16 protein-coding genes are annotated in these 15,967 nt (G+C 63.7%); 4 read left to right on the top strand and 12 right to left on the bottom strand.

Annotation, left to right across the window (positions count from 1 at the left end; genetic code table 11):
* Positions 1–299: 299 nt before the first annotated feature.
* The 8 genes from ACP7AD_RS07365 to ACP7AD_RS07400 form a co-directional block, all read right to left on the bottom strand.
* On the bottom strand, positions 300–1,892 hold the full coding sequence (locus ACP7AD_RS07365; protein WP_426147905.1) for an FAD-dependent oxidoreductase: 1,593 nt from the start codon (positions 1,890–1,892) through the stop codon (positions 300–302).
* A gap of 346 nt (positions 1,893–2,238) precedes the next feature.
* Positions 2,239–3,969: an ABC transporter substrate-binding protein gene (locus ACP7AD_RS07370; RefSeq protein ID WP_426147884.1), complete on the bottom strand. Its 1,731-nt coding sequence runs from the start codon at positions 3,967–3,969 to the stop codon at positions 2,239–2,241.
* A gap of 97 nt (positions 3,970–4,066) precedes the next feature.
* Positions 4,067–4,375: a DUF2160 domain-containing protein gene (locus ACP7AD_RS07375; protein WP_426147885.1), complete on the bottom strand. Its 309-nt coding sequence runs from the start codon at positions 4,373–4,375 to the stop codon at positions 4,067–4,069.
* A 12-nt stretch (positions 4,376–4,387) separates the two neighbouring features.
* The gene (locus tag ACP7AD_RS07380) at positions 4,388–5,200 is read right to left on the bottom strand and encodes a carbohydrate ABC transporter permease (protein ID WP_426147886.1); all 813 of its coding nucleotides are present in this window, start codon (positions 5,198–5,200) and stop codon (positions 4,388–4,390) included.
* Positions 5,193–6,086 (bottom strand): carbohydrate ABC transporter permease, encoded by an 894-nt coding sequence (locus ACP7AD_RS07385; protein WP_426147887.1) that lies wholly within the window; start codon positions 6,084–6,086, stop codon positions 5,193–5,195. Before ACP7AD_RS07385 ends, ACP7AD_RS07380 begins: the two co-directional genes overlap by 8 nt.
* Positions 6,083–7,162, bottom strand: coding sequence for an ABC transporter ATP-binding protein (locus tag ACP7AD_RS07390; RefSeq protein WP_029526406.1), 1,080 nt, complete (start codon positions 7,160–7,162; stop codon positions 6,083–6,085). The genes ACP7AD_RS07385 and ACP7AD_RS07390 overlap by 4 nt, the downstream gene beginning before the upstream one ends.
* A complete protein-coding gene (locus ACP7AD_RS07395) occupies positions 7,149–8,282 on the bottom strand; it encodes an ABC transporter ATP-binding protein (protein WP_426147888.1) in 1,134 nt (377 codons plus the stop codon). The genes ACP7AD_RS07390 and ACP7AD_RS07395 overlap by 14 nt, the downstream gene beginning before the upstream one ends.
* Positions 8,266–8,418 (bottom strand): hypothetical protein, encoded by a 153-nt coding sequence (locus ACP7AD_RS07400; protein WP_426147889.1) that lies wholly within the window; start codon positions 8,416–8,418, stop codon positions 8,266–8,268. The genes ACP7AD_RS07395 and ACP7AD_RS07400 overlap by 17 nt, the downstream gene beginning before the upstream one ends.
* Before the next feature lie 108 nt (positions 8,419–8,526).
* Here ACP7AD_RS07400 and ACP7AD_RS07405 point away from each other — a divergent pair, with 108 nt between their 5' ends.
* The 3 genes from ACP7AD_RS07405 to proC all read left to right on the top strand — a co-directional run bounded on the left by ACP7AD_RS07405 (position 8,527) and on the right by proC (position 11,765).
* Positions 8,527–9,294 carry a DeoR/GlpR family DNA-binding transcription regulator gene (locus tag ACP7AD_RS07405; protein WP_426147890.1) on the top strand — a complete coding sequence of 256 codons (768 nt, stop codon included), beginning with the start codon at positions 8,527–8,529 and terminating at the stop codon, positions 9,292–9,294.
* A gap of 46 nt (positions 9,295–9,340) precedes the next feature.
* Entirely contained in the window at positions 9,341–10,834 is a 1,494-nt protein-coding gene (gene glpK, locus ACP7AD_RS07410) for a glycerol kinase GlpK (RefSeq protein ID WP_426147891.1), read from the top strand.
* A gap of 91 nt (positions 10,835–10,925) precedes the next feature.
* The gene (gene proC / locus ACP7AD_RS07415; protein WP_426147892.1) at positions 10,926–11,765 is read left to right on the top strand and encodes a pyrroline-5-carboxylate reductase; all 840 of its coding nucleotides are present in this window, start codon (positions 10,926–10,928) and stop codon (positions 11,763–11,765) included.
* A gap of 74 nt (positions 11,766–11,839) precedes the next feature.
* On the opposite strand, the gene ubiA is transcribed toward proC, so the two are convergent.
* The 4 genes from ubiA to ACP7AD_RS07435 all read right to left on the bottom strand — a co-directional run bounded on the left by ubiA (position 11,840) and on the right by ACP7AD_RS07435 (position 15,052).
* A complete protein-coding gene (gene ubiA, locus ACP7AD_RS07420; RefSeq protein ID WP_426147906.1) occupies positions 11,840–12,697 on the bottom strand; it encodes a 4-hydroxybenzoate octaprenyltransferase in 858 nt (285 codons plus the stop codon).
* Between the two features lie 157 nt (positions 12,698–12,854).
* Positions 12,855–13,379, bottom strand: a complete 525-nt coding sequence (locus ACP7AD_RS07425; RefSeq protein ID WP_426147893.1) for a Dps family protein — start codon at positions 13,377–13,379, stop codon at positions 12,855–12,857.
* 111 nt (positions 13,380–13,490) lie between these two features.
* Positions 13,491–14,447 (bottom strand): LysR substrate-binding domain-containing protein, encoded by a 957-nt coding sequence (locus ACP7AD_RS07430; protein ID WP_426147894.1) that lies wholly within the window; start codon positions 14,445–14,447, stop codon positions 13,491–13,493.
* A 101-nt stretch (positions 14,448–14,548) separates the two neighbouring features.
* Positions 14,549–15,052, bottom strand: coding sequence for a hypothetical protein (locus ACP7AD_RS07435; RefSeq protein ID WP_426147895.1), 504 nt, complete (start codon positions 15,050–15,052; stop codon positions 14,549–14,551).
* A 139-nt stretch (positions 15,053–15,191) separates the two neighbouring features.
* Here ACP7AD_RS07435 and ACP7AD_RS07440 point away from each other — a divergent pair, with 139 nt between their 5' ends.
* Positions 15,192–15,743 (top strand): universal stress protein, encoded by a 552-nt coding sequence (locus ACP7AD_RS07440; protein WP_426147896.1) that lies wholly within the window; start codon positions 15,192–15,194, stop codon positions 15,741–15,743.
* Positions 15,744–15,967 lie beyond the last annotated feature (224 nt).

Consider the following 15,967-nt stretch of genomic DNA (forward strand, 5'->3'; position numbering starts at 1 on the left):
AGTTCCTCGCCTTTTAGAGCGAAGCCCACGATTATCACGAAAGTAAAAGCCAGTGTCAACAATGTTTGTAAAAATAATCCTGTCGGACGGTATTTGATGCCCGGTTGAAATCCTCCGTCATTCTTGCGCGCGGCAGAACCATCGGGCCAGAATCGGGTCAGACAAAGAAATTCAGGATCAAATTAGCCGTTTGCGCACTACCAAACTGCACAAGTAGCTATCAAAAACATAGTGTCCGGACAAAGCAATGCCGCGCAGCTTGCAGGGCAGGCTGTGGCATTCAACCAACGCGGACGCCCTCAAACCGGGGTCGGCACCGTCAGGTATTGGTCGCACAGCGTCAAAAACGAGGGCAGTTGCGCGTCGATGCCGTTCTCCTGCTGGAGCAGCGCGGCCACGGCCGGCGCCAGGGTGCGCGCCAGTGCCGCATCCAGAAACAGCAGGCGCGAGCGCCGTGCCAGCACATCTTCCACGGTCCGTGCATATTCGTAGCGCGCGGCAAAGCGCACCATGGCTTCACTCAGGCCGCCGCCCAGTTCCTGGTCTGCGCCGCGCATGGCCTGGACCGCGCCCGCCTCGCTGCCGTACAGGTGCAGCCCGGGTGGGCTGCTGATCGGCACGCTGGAGCCTTGCGCCCCGACCAGCTGGAGATGGTCGGTCGCCAGCCCGGTGCGCGCCGGCAGCAGTCCGGCGGCAAAGCATTTTTCGAGCACGTCGCCGGCCATGGCGCGGTAGGTCGTCCATTTGCCGCCGGTCACCGTGACCAGGCCGCTCTTGCTGACCAGCACGGTGTGCTCGCGTGACAGGGACTTGGTGCGCTCGGCATCGTCATCGGCCGGCTTGACCAGCGGCCGCAGACCGACCCAGAGGCTCTTGATATCGGCCAGACCAGGGGCGCGGCTCAAGTAGCGGGCCGACTCGCGCAGGATGAAGTCGACCTCCTCCCGAAACGCCAGCGGTTCGCGCGCCAGGTCGCGGCGCGGCGTGTCGGTGGTGCCCAGGATGGTCTTGCCCAGCCAGGGCACGGCAAACAGCACCCGGCCATCGGCTGTCTTGGGGATCAGCAGGGCGTGGTCGGTCGGCAGGAACTCGCGGTCCACCACGATGTGTACGCCCTGGCTGGGGGCGACCATCGGCTTGGCGTCGCGGCCCGTCGCCTGGCCATCCTGCAAACGCAGGCGGTCCACCCAGACCCCGGTGGCATTGACCACGCAACTGGCATGCAACTCATGGGTGTGGCCCGTTTCCCGGTCCTTCACCCACAGGCCGGTGACCTTGCCGTCTTCATGGATCAGCCGGGTGGCGGCGCAGTAATTGACCAGCAGCGCGCCGTGCCGGGCGGCCGTGCGCGCCAGCGCCAGCGCCAGCCGCGCATCGTCGAACTGGCCGTCCCAGTACTTGACGCCGCCCTTGAGGCCTTTCGGCTGCAGCGTGGGCAGGCGCGCCAGGGTGTCGGCGCGGTTCAGGAATTCGGTATCGCCCAGCCCGTCCTTGCCCGCCAGGGCGTCGTACAGCTTGAGCCCGACGCCATAGAAAGGCGACTCCCAGAATTTGTAGGACGGCATGACAAAAGGCAGCGGCTGCGCCAAGTGCGGCGCAATGGCCAGCAGCGTCGAGCGCTCATGCAGGGCTTCGCGCACCAGCGAGATATTGCCCTGCGCCAGATAGCGCACGCCGCCGTGCACCAGCTTGGTGGCGCGCGACGAGGTGCCCTTGGCAAAGTCGTGCGACTCGACCAGCACGACCGAAAATCCGCGTGCCGCCGCATCCAGCGCCACGCCCAGACCAGTGGCGCCGCCGCCAATCACGGCGACATCGTAATGACGCGGTTCGGCCAGCCGGCTCAGCAGGTCCTTGCGCCGCGTGGGGGCAGGTAACACCGGCTCAAACATCATGAACTTCAATTCCCGTTTCCATAAAACCTGTTGTCCTGATTTGCTTGAACCTTGCACACGGGCTGTCTTGCGCGTTGGCGCGCGCCGAAATGAACAGGGCGAAATCACACGCACCTTCCTTCACAGCAGTGAAGGCACCTGCTAGTTATTGCTACTTAATTTATAGCTGCTTGCGCATACTGTAACTGCGCAAAAGGCATATTTAATGTTGAAAACCTGTTTTCTGGTTAAAACGGTTGCGCGCTGGCGCTACCCAGGAGCTGCTGCGGCGCCTGAAGCAGTCAGGCTTGGCGAAAAAAAACGGGCCGCATGAAGGAAACACCTCATGCGGCCACGGGGCAGCTTAGCGAACCTTGCCGTCTTTCCAGGCTTGCAACATCTTGTCGTAGTTGATGGTTTCGCCTTTGGGCTTCTCGTTGGCCAGCTTGGCCCACGGCGCATGGTCGTTGCTCAGCATCTTGGCCGGGTCGCCCTTGGCCGCGAGCTTGGGCGCGCAATGGGCCATGCCTGCGCGCTCCAGGCGGCCCATCACGTTGTCCATTTCTTCGGCGAGATTGTCCATGGCCTTTTGCGGCGTCTTTTCGCCGGTGACGGCTTCGGCGACATTCTTCCACCACAGCTGCGCCAGCTTGGGATAGTCGGGAACGTTGGTGCCGGTCGGCGTCCAGGCAACGCGCGCCGGGCTGCGGTAGAACTCGACCAGGCCGCCGTACTTGTTGGCGTTTTTCGTGAAATAGTCCGAACGAATGTCGCTGTCGCGGATGAACGTCAGCCCGTTAATTGACTTTTTGAGCGATGTCGTCTTCGCGGTGACGAACTGCGCATACAGCCAGGCCGCGGCTACCTTGTTGGGGTCGTGATTCTTGAAGAAGGTCCAGGAGCCGACGTCCTGGTAGCCGTTTTGCATGCCCTGCTTCCAGTACGGCCCGTTCGGCCCGGGGGCCATGCGCCACTTGGGCGATCCGTCGGCATTGACCACCGGCAGACCGGGCTTGGTCATGTCGGCCGTGAAGGCGGTGTACCAGAAGATCTGCTGCGCGATCTGGCCCTGCGCCGGCACGGGGCCGGATTCGCCAAAGGTCATGCCCATGGCTTCCTTGGGCGCATATTTTTTCATCCAGTCGATGTACTTGGTCAGCGCATAGACGGCGGCCGGCGAGTTGGTCGCGCCGCCGCGCGCCACCGACGCGCCCACGGGCGTGCATTTGTCGGCCGCCACCTTGATGCCCCACTCATCGACCGGCATGCCGTTGGGAATGCCCTTGTCGGCGGTTCCCGCCATCGACAGCCAGGCGTCGGTGAAGCGCCAGCCCAGCGACGGGTCTTTCTTGCCGTAGTCCATGTGGCCGTAGATCGGCTTGCCGTCGATGGTCTTGACGTCGTTGGTGAAGAATTCGGCGATGTCCTCGTAGGCGCTCCAGTTCAGCGGCACGCCGAGGTCGTAGCCGAATTTGGCCTTGAACTTGTCCTGCAAATCCTTGCGCGCGAACAGGTCGGCGCGAAACCAGTACAGGTTGGCGAACTGCTGGTCGGGCAACTGGTAGAGCTGGCCGTCGGGCGCGGTGGTGAAGCTGGTGCCGATGAAGTCCTTCAGGTCCAGGTCGGGGTTGGTGAACTCCTTGCCCGCCCCTTTCATGTACTCGGTGAGCGACATGATCTTGCCGTAGCGGTAATGCGTGCCGATCAGGTCAGAGTCTGAAATCCAGCCGTCGTAGATCGATTTGCCCGACTGCATCGAGGTCTGCAGTTTTTCCACCACGTCGCCCTCCTGGATCAGGTCGTGCTTGACCTTGATGCCGGTGATTTCCTCGAAAGCCCTGGCCAGGGTTTTGGATTCGTATTCGTGGGTCGTGATGGTTTCGGAAACCACCGAGATTTCCTTGACGCCCTTGGCCTGCAGCTTCTTGGCCGCGTCGATGAACCACTTCATCTCGGCCTGCTGCTTGTCTTTGGTCAGGGTCGAGGGCTGGAACTCGCTGTCAATCCATTTCTTGGCGGCCGCCTCGTCCGCCCTGCCAGGGCCTGCCATCAAGCCCGCAACTGCCAGTGCCAAAGCCGTGTAACGCATCTTCATGACTTGTCTCCTCATTGGTTCGCTCCCCGTGAATGAAGGCTTTTCGGCTCCGGGAAGGATGAGCCGGTTTGCTCTTTTAAAAAAAAACAGTTTTCGTTTAACCCTTGCGCATGATCACGGCCAGCAAGGCCATCGACAGCACGAAGCTGATCCAGATGGACGGGTCGCCTTCCAGCCCCAGCCATTCGGCCAGCTTGCCGCTGATGCCGACAAACGCCAGGTTCAGATAAGCCGCGCTCAGCAGGCCGATGAACAGCCGGTCGCCGCGCGTGGTGGCTAGTGGCAAAAAGCCGCGCCGCAAACGGGTGGGCGACTTCAGTTCCCAGACCGTCATGCCAACGAGCATCAGCACGATGCAGCTGAAAAATACCGCCACCGGCGTGGTCCAGGCCATCCACTCGAACATGGTGTTTTCCTTTCAGACCCGGCCCATCGCGAAACCCTTGGCGATGTAGTTGCGGACAAACCAGATCACGATGGCCCCGGGCACGATGGTCAGCACCCCGGCAGCGGCCAGCGTCGCCCAGTCCATGCCCGACGCCGACACGGTTCGCGTCATGGTGGCGACGATGGGCTTGGCATTGACGCTGGTCAGCGTGCGCGCCAGCAGCAGTTCGACCCAGCTGAACATGAAACAGAAAAACGCCGCCACGCCTACGCCGGCCTTGATCAGCGGTAAAAATATCCGCACAAAAAAGCGCGGAAACGAGTAGCCGTCGATATACGCGGTCTCGTCGATCTCGCGCGGAATGCCGCTCATGAAGCCTTCCAGAATCCACACGGCCAGCGGCACATTGAACAGCAGGTGCGCCAGCGCCACGGCAATGTGCGTGTCCATCAGGCCGACCGTGGTGTAGAGCTGAAAAAAAGGCAGCAAAAAGACGGCGGGCGGCGTCATGCGGTTGGTCAGCAGCCAGAAAAACACATGCTTGTCGCCTATGAAGCTGTAGCGCGAGAATGCATAGGCGGCCGGCAGCGCCACCGACACCGAGATCACCGTGTTGATCGCCACATAGATCAGGCTGTTGATGTAGCCCGAATACCAGGACGGATCGGTGAAGATCGTTTTGTAGTTGTCCCAGGTGAAATGCTGCGGGAAAAACGAAAAGCTCGACAGGATTTCGCTGTTTGTCTTAAAGCTCATGTTGACCATCCAGTAGATGGGCAGCAACGCGAACACGATGTAGGCTATGAGGAACAAGGTCCGCGCCTGGAATTTCGGCCTATTCATGACCGCCCTCTTTCTCCTGGGTGCCAACGCGCTGCATCCAGTTGTACAAGATGAAGCACAGCAGCAAGATGATCAGGAAATAGATCAGCGAAAACGCCGCCGCAGGCCCCAGGTCGAACTGGCCCACCGCTTTTTGCGTCAGGTACTGCGACAAAAACGTCGTGGCATTGCCCGGCCCGCCGCCGGTCAGCACAAAGGGCTCGGTGTAGATCATGAAGCTGTCCATGAAGCGCAGCAGCACGGCGATCATCAGGACCCCGCGCATCTTGGGCAGCTGGATGTAGCGCAGCACGGCCAGCTTGCTCGCGCCGTCGATCTGCGCGGCCTGGTAGTAGGCATCGGGAATCGAGCGCAGCCCGGCGTAGCACAGCAGCGCCACCAGCGGCGTCCAGTGCCAGACATCCATCAACAGCACCGTCGCCCAGGCATGCGCGGCGTTGCCGGTGTAGCTGTAGTCGAAACCCATCTTTTGCAGCATCACGCCCAGCAGGCCGATGTCGGTGCGGCCATAAATCTGCCAGATGGTGCCGACCACGTTCCAGGGAATCAAGAGCGACAGGGCGACGAGCACCAGCACCAGCGACGCCCGCCAGCCCTGCGCGGGCATCGACAGCGCCAGCGCAATCCCCAGCGGCACCTCGACCGCCAGCACGGCCAGCGAAAACGTCAGCTGCCGCCACAGCGCGGCATGCAGGTCTTCGTCGCGCATCACGGCGGCGAACCATTCGGTGCCGACAAACACCCGCCGCTCGGGCGAGATGATGTCCTGCACCGAATAATTGACCACCGTCATCAGCGGCAAGATGGCCGAAAACGCGACGCAGACGATGACCGGCAGGACCAGCAGCCAGGCCTTCTGGTTGACGGGTTTGGTGGTGGTGCTCATGCGTCCACCAGTTCTTCATGGCGGTAAAAACAGGTGTGCGGCCCGATGACGCGCAGCCAGACGTTCTGCCCGGCCACGGGCACGCTGGCCTCGGGCGGGAGCCGCACCTTGACGGTGTTGGCGTCCACGGTGGCGGTCAGCATGAAGTGGGTGCCGATGTCCTGCACCATCGTCACAGTGAAGGGCAATGCGGCCGGGTCGCCCTCTGTGCTTTGCGCCACATATTCAGGCCGAACGCCCAGCTTGAGATCGCCTTCAGGCAGCAATCGGCCCGAAGGCAGTGCCAGGGCATGCCCGGCCACACGCAGCACGCCATTGGCCAGAATGGCCGGTAGAAAATTCATGCCGGGCGAGCCGATGAAATGGCCGACGAAGGTGTGGCGCGGACGCTCGAACAGCGCATCGGCCGAGCCTGTCTGCACCGCGCGGCCACGCGTCATCACCACGACTTCCTCGGCGAAGGTCAGCGCCTCGACCTGGTCGTGCGTGACGTAGATCAGGGTGAGCTTGAGTTCATGGTGAATCTGCTTGAGCTTGCGCCGCAGCTGCCATTTCAGCAGCGGGTCGATCACCGTCAGCGGTTCGTCGAACAGCACCGCCGACACGTCGGAGCGGACCAGCCCCCGGCCCAGCGATATCTTTTGCTTGGCGTCGGCCGCCAAGCCGGCGGCGCGCTGGTTGAGCTGGCCGCTCATGTCGAGCATCTCGGCAATCTCGCCGACGCGCTTCTTGATCTGATCCTCGGGAACCTTGCGGTTGCGCAGCGGAAAGGCCAGGTTTTGCGCCACAGTCATGGTGTCGTAGATCACCGGAAACTGGAACACCTGCGCGATGTTGCGCTGCTGCGGCGTGGCGCGGGTCATGTCAACGCCGTCGAACCGGACGCTGCCCTGCGAAGGCGCGACCAGCCCTGAAATGATGTTGAGCAGCGTCGTCTTGCCGCAACCCGAAGGCCCGAGCAGCGCGTAGGCGCCGCCGTCGCGAAACGTCATCTGCAGGGGCAGCAGCGCATAGTCGGCGTCCTCGCGCGGATGGGGCCGGTAGGCATGGGCCAGGTCGAGTTCAATGCACGCCATGCGCAGCGCCCTCCTGTTGTATTTGTCGCACCTGTCCGGCTGGCCCGACTTGCCGCAGCGGCGCGACCAGCAGCGCGCCGGCTGCGTCGAACAGATAAACCTGCGCCGGGGCCAGGTAGAGCGTGAGCGGCGCACCCAGGTCGAAGTGGTGCACGCCTGTCAGCTGGGCCACCAGTTCGCCGACCGCCGTCGCGACGTGGACATAGGTGCTGGAGCCGGAAATCTCGGCCAGCTCGACCCTGCCAGGCAGCGCCGCATCGCCCGGCCGTGCGGTGACGCGCAGAGAACTGCCGCGAATGCCTGCGGTCAAAGCGGCCAGGCGTGTGGCCGGCGCTGCAGGCAGTTCCATAGCCAACGCCGGCCCCTGTACCAGCTGCACGCCATGGGCCGCCGGCAGCGCGGCGACCAGGTTCATCGGCGGGTCGCTGAACGCGCGGGCGACGCGCAGCGACACGGGATGGTGGAACACCTGCGCCGTCGGCCCGTACTGCAGCAATTCGCCGGCGTCCAGCACGGCGGTGTGGCCGCCCAGCAGCAAGGCTTCGCCCGGCTCGGTGGTGGCGTAGACCACGGTCGAGTCGCCGGCCGCGAACAGCTGCGTCAGTTCTTCGCGCAATTCCTCGCGCAGCTTGTAGTCCAGGTTCACCAGCGGCTCGTCGAGCAGCATCAGTGGCGCGCCCTTGGCCAGCGCCCGCGCCAGCGCCACGCGCTGCTGCTGGCCGCCCGACAGCTCGGCCGGGTAGCGGTCCAGAAACATCTCGATGTGCAGCCGCGCCGCCAGGCTGCGCACCTTGGCGTCGATATCCTTTTCGCCGCGCAGCCTGAGCGGCGAGCCAATGTTGTCGGCCACCTTCAGCGACGGGTAGTTGATGAACTGCTGATACACCATGGCGACGTTGCGCTCGCGAACGGCGGTCCCGGTCACGTCCACGCCATCGACCAGTACCCGGCCCTGCGTCGGCACGTCGAGCCCGGCCATGATGCGCATCAGGCTGGTCTTGCCGGCCTGCGTGGCGCCCAGCAGCACGGTGACTTCACCGGGAGGCGGCGCCAGGCTGATGCCATGGAGCCACTGCTCGGGCCCGACCTTCTTGCCAATGTGCTCAAGCGCCAGCTGCATCATTCGGCTCCGGCTTGGCGGTGCGGCAAGGCAGCCGGCCGCATTGAATGCGGGCGTGCAGCCATTCCTGGAAGTTGAACAGTGAACAAACAGAACACTCCTTGCGCAGCGTTTTCGCCCCGCGAATATTTTCCATTCTGTTCTTTTGACAATGTTTTTATCTAATTGTTTTCCCTTATTCTTTTCCTTTTGCTTCGCTATAAAGTCAGCCCATGCGCCAACCTCCTGGCCTTCCCGCCGCCCCATGAACGCCAATCCCCGGCAAATCAAGCTGCTCGACATGGTCCGCACGCACGGATCGGCGTCCGTCGAGCAGCTCGCCGACCAGCTCGGCGTCACGCTGCAGACGGTGCGGCGCGATGTCCAGCGGCTGGCAGAAACCGGCTTGCTCACGCGCTTTCACGGCGGCGTGCGGGTTCCCGGCTCCACCGTTGAAAACCTGGCACACCAGCAGCGCGAAAGCCTGAACGCCGAAGGCAAGGCGCGCATCGCCCGCGCCGTGGCCAGGCGTGTGCCCAACGGCTGCTCGCTGATCCTCAACATCGGCACCACCACCGAGGCGATTGCCAGGGCGCTGCTGCACCACAAGCGGCTGCGCGTGATCACCAACAACCTCAATGTGGCGGCCATTTTGTGCGGCAACACCGACTGCGAGGTGATCGTGGCCGGCGGCGTCGTGCGCCCCCGGGACCGCGGCATCGTGGGCGAGGCGGCGCTCGATTTCATCCGCCAGTTCAAGGTGGACATCGCGCTGATCGGCATTTCAGGCATCGAGCCCGACGGCTCGCTGCGCGATTTTGATTACCGCGAGGTCAGGGTGGCGCAGACCATCATCGCGCAGGCCAGGGAAGTCTGGCTGGCGGCCGACAGCAGCAAGTTCAACCGGCCCGCCATGGTCGAGCTGGCGACCCTTTCGCAAATCGACTGGCTGTTCACCGACCAGGCGCCGCCCGAGCCCTTTCCGGCGCTGCTGGAAAAAGCCGGCGTCAGCTGCGACATCGCCCACGGCTGAACCCTGTACTGCACCCGGCAACACTCCATTTCTGACCAACCCCACCATGACCTATCTGCTCGCCCTCGACCAGGGCACCTCCAGTTCGCGCAGCATCGTGTTTGACGAACAAGGCCGCATCGTGGCGCAGGCGCAGCAGGAGCTGCCGCAAATCTTCCCCCGGCCCGGCTGGGTCGAGCACGACCCGATGGAAATCTGGCGCGGCCAGCTGGCCACGGCCCGGCAGGCGCTGGCCAGCGCGGAGCTGAAGGCGAGCGACATCGGCGCGCTGGGCATCACCAACCAGCGCGAAACCACGGTGCTCTGGAACCGCCGCACCGGCCAGCCGGTGCATTACGCCATCGTCTGGCAGGACCGGCGCGCCGAAGCGACCTGCGCGCAGCTGCGCGAGCAAGGCTTTGAGGCGCTGATCCAGTCCCGCACCGGGCTGCTGATCGATGCCTATTTTTCCGGCACCAAGCTCAAGTGGCTGCTCGACCACGTGCCTGGCGCGCGCGCGCAGGCCGAACGCGGCGAACTCGCCTTTGGCACCATCGACAGCTGGCTGGTCTGGCAGCTGACCGGCGGCGCCGTGCATGCCACCGATGTCAGCAATGCGTCGCGCACCATGCTGTTCAATGTGCGGACCAACCAGTGGGACGCCGAACTGCTGGGCCTGCTCGGCATTCCCGCGTCGCTGATGCCGGAGGTCAAGCCGTCGAGTGCGCATTACGGCGAGGTGCGGCCCGAACTGCTGGGCCACGCCGTGCCGATCGGCGGCGTCGCCGGCGACCAGCAAAGCGCGCTGTTCGGCCAGGCCTGCTTCAAGGCCGGACTGGCCAAGAACACCTACGGCACCGGCTGCTTTTTGCTGATGCATACCGGCACGCAATTCCAGACGTCGAAGAACGGCCTGCTGACCACCAGCGCCGCGCAGACCACTGCTCAAGCAGAATTCGCGCTTGAAGGCAGCGTGTTTGTCGGCGGCGCGGTGGTGCAGTGGCTGCGCGACGGCCTCAACGCCATCCGGGGCAGCGCCGAAGTCGAGGCGCTGGCGCAAAGCGTTCCCGACTCGGGCGGCGTGATGATGGTGCCGGCCTTCACCGGTCTGGGCGCGCCCTACTGGAAGCCCGACGCGCGCGGCACCATCACCGGCCTGACACGCGGAACGACCGTGGCGCACATCGCGCGCGCGGCGCTCGAAAGCATCGCCTACCAAAGCGCCGCGCTGCTGCTCGCCATGAGCCGCGATGCGGTGGCCGCTGGCGCCGCGCCGCTCGCCGAGTTGCGCGTCGATGGCGGCGCCTGCATCAACGACCTGCTGATGCAGTTCCAGGCCGACCTGCTGGGCATTCCGGTGATCCGCCCGGCCGTGACCGAAACCACGGCGCTGGGCGCGGCCTGGCTGGCGGGCCTGTCCAGCGGCGTTTACCGCAGCGTCGAGGAGCTGTCCGGCTTGTGGCGTGCCGAACGCACTTTCATTCCAACACTGGGTGCCGAACGCGCCGCCGGCCTGATGGCGCAGTGGGAGCATGCGGTGCGGCAGACGGTGCAGACTTGAAGCCTGCGCCTGCGCCAGGGCCGTGGGGGACAATTCAGGACCCAGACGCGCATTCCGATACCCTTCCTGGCCCAACAGCCAACACATCACCATGACTTTCCAGACTCCCGACAGCAGCCACGAACACATCGCCTTCATCGGCGGCGGCAACATGGCCAGCGCCATCATTGGCGGCCTGCTCAAGCGCGGCCTTCCGGCCGGGCAAATCCAGGTGATCGAACCGTTTTCCGAGCAGCGCGCCCGGCTCGCGCAGCAGTTCCAGGTCGAGGTCAGCGAAGCGCCCGGCGCGTCGCTGAACCGTGCGGCAATGGTCGTCTGGGCCGTCAAGCCGCAGACCTTCCGGGACGCCGCCGAACAAAGCCGCGCCCATGTCGGGCACGCGCTGCACCTGAGCGTGGCCGCAGGCATCCGCTCCGACACCATCGCCGGCTGGCTGGGCACCGAACGCGTGGTGCGCGCCATGCCCAACACGCCAGCGCTGATCGGCCAGGGCATGAGCGCCCTCTTCGCCCGGCCCGCTGCCACTGCTGCCGACCGGCAGGCCGTGGAACGCGTGGTGCAGACCATGGGCGCGTATTTGTGGCTGGACCAGGAAGCGCAGCTCGACGCCGTAACCGCCCTGTCAGGCTCAGGCCCGGCCTACGTTTTTTACTTCATCGAAGCCATGATCCAGGCCGGCACCGAGATGGGACTGAGCCGCGAACAGGCGCACAAATTGGCAGTCGGCACTTTTGTCGGCGCCTCGGCGCTGGCCCAGGAGGCTACCGAGCCGCCCGAGGTGCTGCGCGCCCGCGTCACGTCCAAAGGCGGAACCACCTACGCGGCGCTGACGTCCATGGAGCAAAGCGGCATCAAGGCGCAGTTCATCCAGGCGATGCAGGCCGCCCGCCAGCGCGCCAGCGAAATGGGCGACGAATTCGGTGCCAGCTGAGCGCGCATATTGAGCAAAAAATAGCCTTTTTGCGCATATAGCGCGGGCGCAAGCAGCTATCAATAAAATAGCAATTAGCGCACCGCGTAAGACAGGGCAACCCCGGCGAATACCGTGAAGCCGAGCCAGTGGTTCAGGCGAAAGGCCTTGAAGCAGTCGTCGCGCTCGCGCTTGCGGATCAGCCAGCCGTGCCACAGCGCCTGCAGCAACGCTAGGCCAATAGCTATCATAAAAATAGCTGACTGCGCCCGCCCCATAAGCGCAAAAGCCCATATTGTTATAAAAATCAGGTAACTGAGCATGACGCCGGCCACATCGAAGCGGCCTAGCGTGATGGCCGAGGTTTTCATGCCGATCTTCAAGTCGTCGTCGCGGTCGACCATGGCGTATTCGGTGTCGTAGGCAATCACCCAAAACAGGTTCCCGAGCACCAGCACCCAGGCCAGCAGCGGAACGCGCGACTGCACGGCAGCAAACGCCATCGGAATGCCGAAGCTGAAGGCCACGCCCAGCACCGCCTGCGGCATGGCCACAAAGCGCTTGGCAAACGGGTAAATCAGCGTGACGGCCAGCGCGGCGAACGACCAGGCGATGGTGGCGGCATTGGTCGTCAGCACCAGGCCGAACGCCAGCAGCGCCAGCACCGCGCCCAGCGCCAGCGCTTCCTTGCTAGAGAGCGCGCCGCTGGTCACCGGCCGCAGCGCCGTGCGCTTGACGTGACGGTCAAAATCCCGGTCGGCCACGTCGTTGACGCAGCAGCCCGCGCTGCGCATCAGGAACGTTCCCAGCGTGAAGACGATAGTCAAATGCCAGCCCGGAAAACCGTGCGACGCCACCCACAGCGCCGACAGCGTCGGCCACAGCAGCAGCAGCCAGCCCGCCGGACGGTTCCAGCGGATCAACTGCAGGTACAAAGCCCCCACGCTTTTCACTTCGTGCAATGCGCTGCCCCCCGCGGGGGCTGCTGCGCCTGCGGCCCGGCGAAGCCGGTTCCGCGGCCCCTGCTTGCAAGCAGTTGCTACGATTGCTGTTGCTTCCACGCTTGTTTGGGGCGGCCTGGCGCGGGGCACGTCAGCTCTCATTTTTCACTTACTCCTCCAGCAACGAGCGCAGCATCCACGCGGTTTGCTCATGCACCGTCATGCGCTGCGTCAGCAGGTCGGCGGTCGGCTCGTCGCTGGCCTTGTCGGCCATGGGGAACAGTTCGCGCGCGGTGCGGGCGACGGCTTCGTGGCCCTGCACCAGGATGCGCACCATTTCCATCGCCTTGGGCGGCGTGACCGGCGCATCGGGCACCGTCGCCAGCTTGCTGAATTGCGCGTAAGAGCCGGGCGCCGGATGGCCGAGTGCGCGGATGCGTTCAGCCACCGGGTCCACCGCGTTCCAGAGTTCGGTGTACTGCGCCATGAACATGACATGCAGGGTGTTGAACATCGGCCCGGTCACGTTCCAGTGGAAGTTGTGGGTCGTCAGGTACAGCGTGTAGGTGTCGGCCAGCAGCCGGCTCAGGCCCTGGGCAATCGCGGCACGGTCTTTTTCGCTGATGCCGATGTTGATCGCCGGAGCGCCTCGAACCGCTGCGCTGGCAATGGTTTTAGCGGGAGATTTGGCCATAATGTTTTCCTTTAAAAGTGAATTGGAGATGGATAACCATACGCAATGAGCATCGACGCTGCAACAGTCAAAAACTATGCAGGCAATAGGCGCTGAAGGGTGCGCGTCCCTTCAGGACAGCCGGATGACGCCCGGCAGTTCGCAGGCATAAATCGCATTGCGCAGCGCGGCAATCGCTTCATAGCGGGTAAAACTGCGGCGCCAGGCCAGCACCACGCGCCGCGTCGGCACATGGCCTTCGAACGGCAGGTAGCGGATGTAGGACGGCTGCTCCGGGGACGTGTCCTGGCCGCTGAGCGCCAGCGCCGCCTTAGGCACGCCCAGGCGCGGCACCAGCGTGATGCCCATGCCGGCGGCGACCATGTGCTTGATGGTTTCCAGAGACGAACCCTCGAAACTCTTGTTGATGCCCTCGGCGCTGCTCGAAAACCGCGCGAATTCGGGGCAGACCTCCAGCACATGGTCGCGAAAGCAGTGGCCGGTCCCCAGCAGCAGCAGGGTTTCCTTCTTCAGCTCCTCGGCCGTCACGCTGGTGCGGGCGGCCAGCGGGTGGCTACTCGGCACGGCGGCCATGAAAGGCTCGTCATACAGCGGCGCAATCGCCAGGTTGGTGTCGGGAAACGGCTCGGCCAGGATGGCGCAGTCGATCTCGCCGGTGCGCAGTTCTTCGAGCAGCTTGACGGTGAAGTTTTCCTGCAGCATCAGCGGCATCTGCGGCGTTTTCTCGATGATCTGGCGCACCAGGTCGGGCAGCAGGTAAGGCCCAATCGTATAGATCACGCCCAGGCGCAGGCTGCCGGCCAGCGGGTCTTTGCCGCGCCGGGCGATTTCGCGGATGCTGTCGGCCTGTTCCAGCACGCTTTGCGCCTGGCGAACGATTTCCTCGCCCAGCGGCGTGACGGTGATTTCGTTGGCATTGCGCTCGAACAGCTTGACCTGGAGTTCCTCTTCCAGCTTCTTGATCGCCACGCTGAGCGTGGGCTGCGAGACATGGCAGGCCTCGGCGCCCCGGCCGAAGTGCCTTTCGCGGGCCACGGCAACTATGTATTTGAGTTCGGTCAGCGTCATGGGTCTATTGTGCGGCTTTCAATCGGAGGCATTTGCATGAAAAGCGGACGGCAGTCTTTTCCAACATCAAAGCCTTTCGATTCAAAGCCTTTCCGCGGCAACTATTCAAGCTTTTTATCCTCGCTCTTGGCTTCCTTCATGGCTTCCGGCTCCAGTTCCTCGGCAGCGCGATTGAACCAGATGAACGCGCCCCAGCCGGCCAGCAAAATCGCGACCGAGATCACGATGCTGGCCGCATACGGCAGCTGCGACAGGTCGTCATGCAGCGCCTTGAAGGTGGCGACCAGGCCTTCCACCGCCAGCGCGATCACGATGACCACGAGAAAACGCGACAGGTAGCGCCGCACCCGCGTCGGGGCGCTGACCTGTGCCTCGCGGATGACCTCTTCCTCGACAATGGTCTGGGCGATCTGCAGCGCCACCACCGCCACGGCAATCAGGCCGATGGCCTCGATGATGCCCTGTGCCGCGCCGACATCCAGGCCGCTGGCCAGCGCGTGCCAGCCGGAATTCGCCGCGATGGCGATCAAGACCAGCGAAGCGCAGACGAACAGCAAGGCGATCAGGGCGTGAAGGGAAGCAAAAAAGCGGATGAGGATTTTCATGGAGAGATGGTAGCCGTAGCGGGACAGTGGCCGGCACTGACGGCAGCGAATGGCCATTGACGCATGCGTTTATCCAGTACCCACCCCCGCCCCCTCAGGTCTTCAAAAACTCCGCCTTCCCCCCCAGCCAACGCAGCACATGCCGCTCGGCCAGGTCAGGATGCCGGTCCAGGATCAGCGGCTCCAGGTCGCGCCGGCTGTTTTCCACCGATGGCGCGTGATGCGCAAGATACGGCGGTTCGCGACGCCAGTTTCGGTGGCGTTACATCTTGCTTCGGTGCCGATCATTTGCGTGGCGGTGGATCTTTCCCCTGCAAGCGAGCGGCTGGCTGCAATCCTTTGCGGGTCGCTCCAGCGCATGGTGATGGCCCAGCCGGATGCGCGTATTGCTTGTGTCAACATCTTGAAGACCGCCCGGCTCGGGATCGATCAGGCCACGGACGAGGCGAACAATAACCTGCATGTGGTGCGGCGTGTGGCGCTGAGGGCCTGGGCCGCGGGAATCGATCTGCCGGAGGACCGGTTGACCTGTGCCGTGCTGGAGGAGCCTGAGCCGGGGCCGGTGATCATTGGCTATGCCACGGCGAACCACGTCAGCCATATCGTGTTAGGCGCAGGCGCCCATTCGACAGCGCGCTGCCACTTGGGATCTTTTTCAACGCAGGTGGTGGCCGAGGCGATTGTTCGGTGACCGTGGTCCGGGTGCCCGAACGGCGCGAGAGTGTGGCGCAGGCGCGAATTTTGGCCGGATGCTGCCGCAACACTCAGCCTTGCCAGCCCATTTCCGTACAAGCATTTCTCGGTCAAATGCGTCACTTTTGAAAGCTTCGCCTCGGACAGTCAGTTATTTATTAGGGGCTTACCCTGCTATTGACGTGATGGCTCGAAGTCTGCAATTTTGGCGTAAGAAACCTC

This window comes from Polaromonas sp. DSP2-3-2b2 (assembly GCF_049895905.1).
Taxonomy (GTDB): Bacteria; Pseudomonadota; Gammaproteobacteria; order Burkholderiales; family Burkholderiaceae_C; genus Polaromonas.